The sequence below is a fragment of the Streptomyces sp. NPDC059166 genome (assembly GCF_042755185.1).
Classification (GTDB): Bacteria; Actinomycetota; Actinomycetes; order Streptomycetales; family Streptomycetaceae; genus Streptomyces.
In genome coordinates, this window is record NZ_JBHZCI010000080.1 from 1 (window position 1) to 8,201 (window position 8,201).

8 protein-coding genes and 1 pseudogene are annotated in these 8,201 nt (G+C 72.2%); 4 read left to right on the forward strand and 5 right to left on the reverse strand.

Annotated features, from left to right (window positions below; translation table 11 throughout):
* The 3 genes and pseudogenes from ACFXOA_RS31855 to ACFXOA_RS31865 all read right to left on the reverse strand — a co-directional run.
* Positions 1-506 (reverse strand): annotated as a pseudogene (locus ACFXOA_RS31855) (coagulation factor 5/8 type domain-containing protein); the annotation flags it as partial.
* 315 nt (positions 507-821) lie between these two features.
* Positions 822-1,682, reverse strand: coding sequence for a transglutaminase-like domain-containing protein (locus ACFXOA_RS31860; RefSeq protein ID WP_385035606.1), 861 nt, complete (start codon positions 1,680-1,682; stop codon positions 822-824).
* A gap of 21 nt (positions 1,683-1,703) precedes the next feature.
* Positions 1,704-2,705: a GNAT family N-acetyltransferase gene (locus ACFXOA_RS31865; protein ID WP_385035608.1), complete on the reverse strand. Its 1,002-nt coding sequence runs from the start codon at positions 2,703-2,705 to the stop codon at positions 1,704-1,706.
* Positions 2,706-2,822: 117 nt separating this feature from the next.
* Here ACFXOA_RS31865 and fdxA point away from each other — a divergent pair, with 117 nt between their 5' ends.
* Positions 2,823-3,143, forward strand: a complete 321-nt coding sequence (gene fdxA, locus ACFXOA_RS31870) for a ferredoxin (protein ID WP_014154250.1) — start codon at positions 2,823-2,825, stop codon at positions 3,141-3,143.
* Positions 3,144-3,259: 116 nt separating this feature from the next.
* Positions 3,260-4,363 carry a succinyldiaminopimelate transaminase gene (gene dapC, locus ACFXOA_RS31875; RefSeq protein ID WP_385035610.1) on the forward strand — a complete coding sequence of 368 codons (1,104 nt, stop codon included), beginning with the start codon at positions 3,260-3,262 and terminating at the stop codon, positions 4,361-4,363.
* A gap of 88 nt (positions 4,364-4,451) precedes the next feature.
* Here dapC and ACFXOA_RS31880 read toward each other — a convergent pair whose 3' ends face one another.
* Positions 4,452-4,769 (reverse strand): ATP-binding protein, encoded by a 318-nt coding sequence (locus ACFXOA_RS31880; protein ID WP_385035612.1) that lies wholly within the window; start codon positions 4,767-4,769, stop codon positions 4,452-4,454.
* Between the two features lie 308 nt (positions 4,770-5,077).
* Complete coding sequence (locus tag ACFXOA_RS31885) at positions 5,078-5,974, reverse strand: hypothetical protein (protein ID WP_385035614.1); 897 nt, start codon at positions 5,972-5,974, stop codon at positions 5,078-5,080.
* A 186-nt stretch (positions 5,975-6,160) separates the two neighbouring features.
* Between ACFXOA_RS31885 and dapE the strand changes: the two genes are divergently transcribed.
* Both dapE and ACFXOA_RS31895 read left to right on the forward strand, forming a co-directional pair.
* Positions 6,161-7,240 carry a succinyl-diaminopimelate desuccinylase gene (gene dapE / locus ACFXOA_RS31890; protein WP_385035616.1) on the forward strand — a complete coding sequence of 360 codons (1,080 nt, stop codon included), beginning with the start codon at positions 6,161-6,163 and terminating at the stop codon, positions 7,238-7,240.
* Positions 7,241-7,324: 84 nt separating this feature from the next.
* Positions 7,325-8,110, forward strand: a complete 786-nt coding sequence (locus ACFXOA_RS31895; RefSeq protein WP_385035617.1) for a TIGR00730 family Rossman fold protein — start codon at positions 7,325-7,327, stop codon at positions 8,108-8,110.
* Positions 8,111-8,201: the final 91 nt, after the last annotated feature.

The window sequence follows — 8,201 nt, forward strand, 5'->3', positions numbered from 1 at the left end:
GCCCAGCGGTCGGTTCCGCTGACGGGGTTGAGGGCGAGGTTCTCGGCGGAGCGCCAGAAGTTCTGGGTGGCGTTTCCGTTGAACCAGCCCGCGTCGACGGTGACGTCGCCGTTGAAGGTGGTGTCGTCGGGCTTGAGGCCGAGCCCGGCGATGGAGGTGTAGAAGCCGATCTGCGCGTTGATGTTGTCGTAGGTGCCCGGCTTGAACATCAGCGCGTAGCGGTCGGTGCCGAACTGCGCGGACTCCTGCTTCCTGAAGATCTCGTCGACCTTGCCCTGGATGTCGGGCGTCGAGGGGTCGAAGACCAGGACGTTCGGGCCGAGGTCACCGCCGCCCGGCAGTTCCGCGGCCTCGTCGCCGAACGCCGACTGGGCCGTGGGGAAGGCCATGAGCAGCGAGACGGCGAGCGCGGCGAAGCCGAACGCCCTGGACCTGCGGTGTCTGCGCGGTGCCGTGGGGGGAACCGGGTGCGTGGGGGGCACGGTGTGCGTGGGGGGAACGTGCATGAATGACGTCTCCTGAGTCGTGGTACGGGTGCACGACGAACTGCGAGCAAGCGAGAGAGCGCTCTCTCGTTTCGTCGATGTAACCGCTGTTGCGCTGGACACGTCAAGAGGTGTGCGCCAGGTGTCTCGGGCGGATCGCGGTCCTGGCAACTGTTGGCGTCGCTCGTGCGGCAATTGCGGTATTTCGATACGAGATCGCTGCCTGCGTGGGTTCACAAGATGACCGCATCGCGGCGGGCCGTGGATGCACCGCCCGCGGCCCGGCCGGTTCCGCCGAGGCCCCCTGCCGGACGCCCTCCGGGCCCCGCCCCGGTCTCAGTTCAGCAGCGCCCTGGCGGCTCGCGCGCGGTGGCGGACCGCCTCGGCCGTGGCCGGCTCGACCTCGTCGACGATCTCGGCGTACTCGTCCATCTCCGCCGCCCCGCGCAGGAACTCCCCGCGCTGCACGAGCAGCTGGGCCCGCTCCAGGCGGAGCCTGGCCGGATGGGAGGGCAGCAGCAGGGAGAGTTCGAGCGCCCACAGGGCGACGTCCGTGCGCTCGGGGCGTGCGGCCGCCCAGGCCCGGACGTTGTTCAGGATCCGCAGCACCGTCTCCAGGGGCCTGGCGGGCACCGGCGCCAGGTCCTTCGGCGGCGTCCCGGTCGCACCCGCCACCAGCAGTTCCGCGTCCTGCCCGCTGAGCGGCGCGCCTCCCGCGAACGGGTCGGCCAGGACCTGCTCCTCCGGGTCGCCGAAGCCGACGACGTAGTGGCCGGGCAGGGCGAGGCCGTACACAGGCGCCCCGGCGCGCCTGGCGACCTCGATCCAGACCACGGACAGCAGGATCGGCAGACCTCTGCGACGCCGCAGCACCTGCTGGAGCACCGAGGAATCGAGCCGCTCGTAGTCCCTGGCCGCCCCCGCGAATCCGCAGCGCTCACCCAGGAGTTCGGCGAGTGCCGACGCCCACACCCGAGGGCCGCGGGCGCCGTAGGGGAGAAGGCCGGCCAGCCGGTCCAGCTCGATCTGCGCCTCGTCCACCCCGTACGGATCGGCGTCCCCCGGCCGGGGCGGTGACGCCTCCGCGCCCAGCAGCAGGCAGAGCAGCGCGAGGTCGGGCCGCTCGGCGCGGGCCTCCTCGGCGAAGCGCTCCCGCCGCTCGGTCCTGCCCGGGTCTCCGGCGTTCGTCTCAGACATGTGTCCCCGCAGCCGTCCCCGTCACGCCGACCTGAAGTGGTGGTAGCTGTGGTGGGTGGCGAAACCCATGCCGTCGTACAGCGCACGGGCGCCCTCGTTGTCCGCCTCCACCTGGAGCCACGCCGCCGAGGCGCCCTCGTCCAGCGCCTTGCGGGCCAGGGCCGCCATCACGTCCGTCGCCATACCGCGGCGCCGGTACTCGGGGGCCACCTCGACGGCCATGAACCCGGCCCAGCGGCCGTCGACCACACAGCGCCCGATCGCGGCCGGCGCGCCTGACGGGTCGTCGCCCGCCACGGAGGCGAACCACACGGAAGGGCCGCTCTCCAGCACCCTCAGCACGTGGGGGCCGGGAGTGTCGAAGCGCTGGTAGCGGGAGAGCCACGCGTCGTCGGTGCTCCTGGCCGTGCGCACCGTCGAGACGTCCCGGTCGAGGTCGCCGATGGGGGCCAGCGAGGCGATCCGCACCTCCGCCGTCACCTCGCGGCGCCACCCGTGCTCCTCCAGGCCCGCGCAGAGTTCCTCCTGCGTGCCCTCGGCGCCCGTGGCGGTCTGGACGTAGGCGGGCAGACCCCGCTCCTCGTACCAGCGCCCGACGCGTACGAGGGCGTCGCCGAGCGGGACACCCGGATCCCCGAGCGGGAGCACGGAGTTGGCGCGGCGGGTGAAACCTCCGGCCGCGCGCAGCGTCCACCCGCCCAGCTTCTCGCTCTCGACGGGCTGCCACGCCCGTGCGGTGGCCAGGGCGAGTTCGGCGAACGTGGCGGCCGGGCCGCGACGGCGCGCGGGGGCCGCCGGCACGACCTTGCCCGCCACCAGCGCGGCCTGCGCGATGCGGACGTTCTCGCCCCTCCGCGTGGTGACGGAGAGCACGCCCTCGTCCCAGGATGTGAGAACCCCGACCGTGTCGGTGAACTTCGCGCCCTGACCCCCCGTGTTGACGCCTGACCGGACCGAGACGCGTTTTCCCACGTCAGCTGGGGTAATGCGTACCTCTAGTCGTCCGCCGACAGTGAATTCCACAGCTCTGTCCGCCCCTCCTGTTCGGATCGTGCCCCGGAACGGAGATACTAGGTGCGGGCATCGACGACGCCGCGCTCCCGCGCGAGAGCCAACGCCCTACCGAGGAGGAACGACAGCGTGACCTACGTCATCGCGCAGCCTTGTGTCGACGTGAAGGACAAGGCCTGCATCGAAGAGTGCCCCGTCGACTGCATCTACGAGGGCTCACGGTCCTTGTACATCCATCCGGACGAATGCGTCGACTGCGGAGCCTGTGAGCCGGTCTGCCCGGTGGAGGCCATCTTCTACGAGGACGACACCCCGGAGGAGTGGAAGGACTACTACAAGGCCAACGTCGAGTTCTTCGACGACCTCGGCTCGCCGGGGGGCGCCTCCAAGCTGGGCCTCATCGAGCGCGACCACGCGTTCATCGCCGCGCTGCCGCCGCAGAACCAGTAAGCGGCCGCACGAGCGCCGCCCGGTCCCGTACGGCTCGTCACCGTGCGGGACCGAGGTGTTTTCCAGGCCGTTCCCCACAGGGCCCAGGCCGCCCCCGTACGAGAAAGCAGAGTTCCGTGTCCGCAGCAGTTCCCGTGTCCTCCCGTCTCCCGGTGTTCCCCTGGGACCGGCTCGAGCCCTACAAGGCGACGGCCGCGGCCCATCCGGACGGCATCGTGGACCTGTCGGTGGGTACCCCCGTCGACCCGGTGCCCGAGCTGATCCAGCGCGCGCTCGTCGCGGCCGCCGACAGCCCCGGCTATCCGACGGTCTGGGGCACCGAGGTCCTGCGGGACGCGCTGGCCGGCTGGGCCGGGCGCAGGCTCGGGGCGACCGGGGTGACCCACCGCAACGTCCTGCCCGTCGTCGGCTCCAAGGAGTTCGTGGCCTCGCTCCCCACGCATCTGGGGCTCGGGGCCGGCGACAAGGTCGCCTACCCCCGCCTGGCCTACCCGACGTACGAGGTCGGAGCCCGGCTCTGTGGCGCCGAGCCGGTCGTCTACGACGACCCGACGGAGCTGGACCCGGAGGGCCTCAAGCTGCTCTGGCTCAACTCCCCGTCCAATCCGACGGGCCGCGTCCTGCCGAAGGACGAGCTGACGCGGATCGTGGCCTGGGCACGTGAGCACGGCGTGCTGCTCCTCAGCGACGAGTGCTACCTGGAGCTCGGCTGGGAGGCGGAGCCCGTCTCCGTGCTGCACCAGGACGTCTGCGGGGGCACGTACGAGGGGATCGTCGCGGTCCACTCGCTCTCCAAGCGCTCCAACCTCGCCGGCTACCGCGCCGCCTTCGTCGCGGGTGACGCGGCGGTCCTGGGCGAACTGCTCCAGATCCGCAAGCACGGCGGGATGATGACGCCGGCCCCGGTCCAGGCGGCGACCGCCGCGGCGCTGGGCGACGACACGCACGTCGAGGAGCAGCGGGCCCGCTACGCACGGCGGCGCGCGGTCCTGCGCGCGGCGCTGGAGGCCCACGGCTTCCGTATCGAGCACAGCGAGGCGAGCCTCTACCTCTGGGCGACGCGGGACGAGGCGTGCTGGGAGACCGTGGCGCACCTGGCGGAGCTCGGCATCCTCGTGGCGCCCGGCGACTTCTACGGACCGGCGGGCGACCGCTTCGTGCGCGTCGCCGTCACGGCCACGGACGAGCGGGTGGACGCCGCGGTCAAGCGTCTTTCCTGATCCCCGGCGCTGAACACCGAAGGGCCTCGGAGGTGCGGCGCACCTCCGAGGCCCTTCGGCGTTCAGCGCGGCGTGAGCCGCCCGTGGCTCAGCCGATCGGCAGGTTGCCGGCGGACAGCTCGCCGCCCGCGGCGCCGCCGGCCGTCTCCAGGGCCTTGCCGGCGGCGGGCAGGGTGGTGCCGACCACCTTGCCGCCGGTCTCGTCGGCCACCGAGGAGCCCTGCTTCGCGGCGGAGTCCAGCGTGCTGCTGACACCGGCTCCGTCGAGCGAGGTGAGGCCACCGAGGGCGGGGGTCTGCGGGAGCCCCGCGGCACCCGCGGCACCGGCCGCGCCGACCACGGGGGCCGCACCCGCGGCGATCAGCAGCGCGGCACGGGCGATCCGACGGGTCAGGGGGAGGGACATGATGCTCCTTCGGCGGGACGTCAACGGGTTCGCGGCGGACTCGGAATCCGCCTGTCCGGTGATCGGACGCACTGAACAACAGGTCCGGGGGCGGGGAAGGTTGCGGGGCACCGAGGTAAAGACTGGGCAATGCGTCAGATAATCCGCAACGGGTGGAGCCGGGCGAAGAGGTCTGTCCGGGCAGGGCGGAAGAATCGTCACTTCCCTTGCCCCGCAACGGGATGGGCCTTCTCGGTGAGGGCGTCGGGGGCGGGATCCGGCCGATCCTCGGGCCCAGGCGGAACGGCCCGTTCGGATGACGGGTCGTACTACCGAGCGAGCCGCATTCGGACGGTGCCGGAGCCTGATCCCTCGCGTTCCGTCCGCCATCCGGTGTCGGCCGTCCACACCCGGCCCGCGTAGGAGACCTCGTCGATCCGCAGCGTCCCGGCCCGCGCGACCGCCCAGTGGGCGAGCTCCCAGCCGCGCCGCGCCGTCGCGTCGTCGCCGGCCCGCACGGGTACCGACACCGTGCTCGCGGCAGCCGAGCCGGCCGAGCCGGTGGAGGGCAGGACGTCCTTCCCGAAGGCACGCACCAGATCGGCCCTCACCGCGGCGGCGTCCCCCGGGCCCCCGGCCTTCCCGGCCGGCGACGAGCAGGTCAGCGAGGCCGGCGCGCTCCCGGTCAGCGCGGCGGACAGCAGGGCCGCGTCCGGCTCGTGCTTCGCGTACGCCTGGGGGAAGCCGCTCTTCTGGACCCGCTGGGCCGCCTCGGTCAGCGGCAGCCGCGAATAGCCCGGGACCTCTGCCAGGTGCTCGTAGAACTTCCCGGACGAGTACACCGGGTCCATGATCTGCTCAGGCGTCCCCCACCCCTGCGAGGGGCGCTGCTGGAAGAGTCCCAGGGAGTCGCGGTCCCCGTGGTCGATGTTGCGCAGCGCGGACTCCTGCAGCGCGGTCGCCAGCGCGATGGTCACCGCGCGCTCCGGCAGCCCGCGGGACGTGCCCACGGCGGAGATCGTCGCGGCGTTGGCGGCCTGGTCCGGGCTCAGCTCGTAGGTGCGTCCCCCGCCCTCCCCGGCGGGGCCGACGGTGCACCGGGGTGCGCCCCTGTGACCGGAGAGGTACTGCACGGCCAGATAGCCCGCCAGTGCCACGAGCACGGCGAGGGCGGCCGTGGCGCGGAGGAGGCGGCTGCGGCGGGGTGAGGAGCTGGTCCTGGGCACGGGGCCACCGTACTGGAGGGTACGGACGGCGCCGAGACCGAAGTCCCCCACGGCGGATCCTGTCGCGGGCGCGGGGCCCGCCCCGGATGCCGACGATCCACGGTTCGGCCGCGGGCGATCGCCTCGCGGGCGCGGGGCCCACCCCGCTGCGACCTGATCCGCCGGACAGGCCATAGGGTCGTGACCATGGACGGACACACGATCGATCTCTCCCTGCCCGGCCCCGAGCTCACCGCCCGGCTGGTCGACTTCCCGTCGGTGAGCGGGCAGGAGAAGGACCTCGCCGACGCGATCGAGGCGGCCCTGCGCCCGCTGCCCCACCTGACCGTGGACCGCCACGGCAACAACATCGTGGCCAGGACCCGGCTGGGCCGCGCCGAGCGCGTCGTCCTCGCGGGACACATCGACACCGTCCCGATCGCGGACAACGTGCCGTCCCGGCTGGACGACGACGGCGTCCTCTGGGGGTGCGGGACCTCCGACATGAAGTCGGGCGTCGCCGTACAGCTGCGTATCGCGGCCACCGTGCCGGAGCCCAACCGCGACCTCACGTTCGTCTTCTACGACAACGAGGAGGTGGCCGCACACCTCAACGGCCTCGGACACGTGGCGCAGGCGCACCCCGAATGGCTCGAGGCGGACTTCGCGGTCCTCCTGGAGCCCTCCGACGCGCAGGTCGAGGGCGGCTGCCAGGGCACCATCAGGGTGCATCTGCGACTCGAGGGGGAGCGGGCGCACTCGGCCCGCAGCTGGATGGGGTCCAACGCGATCCACGCCGCCGCACCCGTGCTCGCCAGGCTCGCCGCCTACGAACCGCGCCGCCCGGTGATCGACGGCCTGGAGTACCGCGAGGGGCTGAACGCAGTGGGGATCGAGGGCGGCGTCGCCACCAACGTCATCCCCGACTCCTGCACCGTGGTCGTCAACTACCGATACGCACCCGACCTCAGCGCGGAGCAGGCCGAGGCGCACGTCCGGGAGGTCTTCGCGGACTGCGGTGTCGTCGGGTTCACCGTCGACGACCACTCCGGGGCCGCGATGCCCGGCCTCTCCCACCCGGCGGCCAAGGCATTCATGGAGGCGGTCGGCGGCACGGCGCAGCCGAAGTTCGGCTGGACGGACGTCTCCCGATTCGGCTCGCTCGGGGTTCCCGCGGTGAACTACGGCCCCGGGGACGCGCTCTTCGCGCACAAGCGCGACGAGCACGTGAGGACCGACCGGATCACCCACTGCGAGGAGCGTCTGCGCTCCTGGCTCACCAGCTGACCCACGGCATTCCCCTGCGCGTAACCTCCGCCGATCTACGCTGAGGCGACACACGCACAACGCAGTCGGCGGAGGGAGCAGGTCATGGGCAACCCGGAGGACGCACGGATCCCCGAGGGCGCGCAGATTCCCGAGGGTGCGGTGCAGCCCGAGGAACAGCGACTGGGCCCGGTTCTGCGTCGCAGGGAACAGGTCCAGCCGGGCACGACCGATCAGCGGCTGCTGGATTCCGAGGGCGACTCCGAGTGGGTCCACACGGACCCCTGGCGTGTCATGCGGATCCAGTCCGAGTTCGTCGAAGGCTTCGGAGCGCTGGCGGAACTGCCCAGTGCCATCAGTGTGTTCGGCTCGGCGCGCACCCCGGCGGACGGGCCGGACTACGAGGCCGGGGTGCGGATCGGCAAGGCGCTCGTCGAGGCGGGCTTCGCCGTCATCACCGGCGGCGGCCCGGGAGCCATGGAGGCCGCCAACAAGGGCGCGCGCGAGGCGAAGGGGGTCTCGGTCGGACTCGGGATCGAGCTGCCCTTCGAGTCGGGACTGAACCCGCACGTCGACATCGGCGTCAACTTCCGCTACTTCTTCGTCCGCAAGACGATGTTCGTGAAGTACGCGCAGGGGTTCGTCGTCCTGCCCGGGGGCCTCGGCACGCTCGACGAACTGTTCGAGGCGCTGACCCTGGTGCAGACCGGCAAGGTCACCCGGTTCCCGATCGTGCTCTTCGGCACGGAGTACTGGGGCGGGCTGGTGGACTGGCTGAGGGACACGGTGGTCGCCGGCGGCAAGGCATCGGAACGCGACCTGATGCTGTTCCACGTCACGGACGACGTGGACGAGGCGGTACGGCTGGTGACGAAGGAGGTCGGCCGCTAGGTGTATTGCCCTGTGAGGTTGGGGACGCGGCTGGCGGGTGGTTTGCCTGCGAGTGCGGTGTGGCCGCGGTGGTGATTGTAGGAGTGGAGCC

Bases quoted from the DNA above. Each gene is read 5' to 3' on its own strand.
- ACFXOA_RS31880 (WP_385035612.1), bottom strand. From the start codon at position 4,769: ATGTCCCTCCCCCTGACCCGTCGGATCGCCCGTGCCGCGCTGCTGATC.
- ACFXOA_RS31860 (WP_385035606.1), bottom strand. From the start codon at position 1,682: ATGTCTGAGACGAACGCCGGAGACCCGGGCAGGACCGAGCGGCGGGAG.
- dapE (WP_385035616.1), top strand. From the start codon at position 6,161: ATGGACGGACACACGATCGATCTCTCCCTGCCCGGCCCCGAGCTCACC.
- ACFXOA_RS31895 (WP_385035617.1), top strand. From the start codon at position 7,325: ATGGGCAACCCGGAGGACGCACGGATCCCCGAGGGCGCGCAGATTCCC.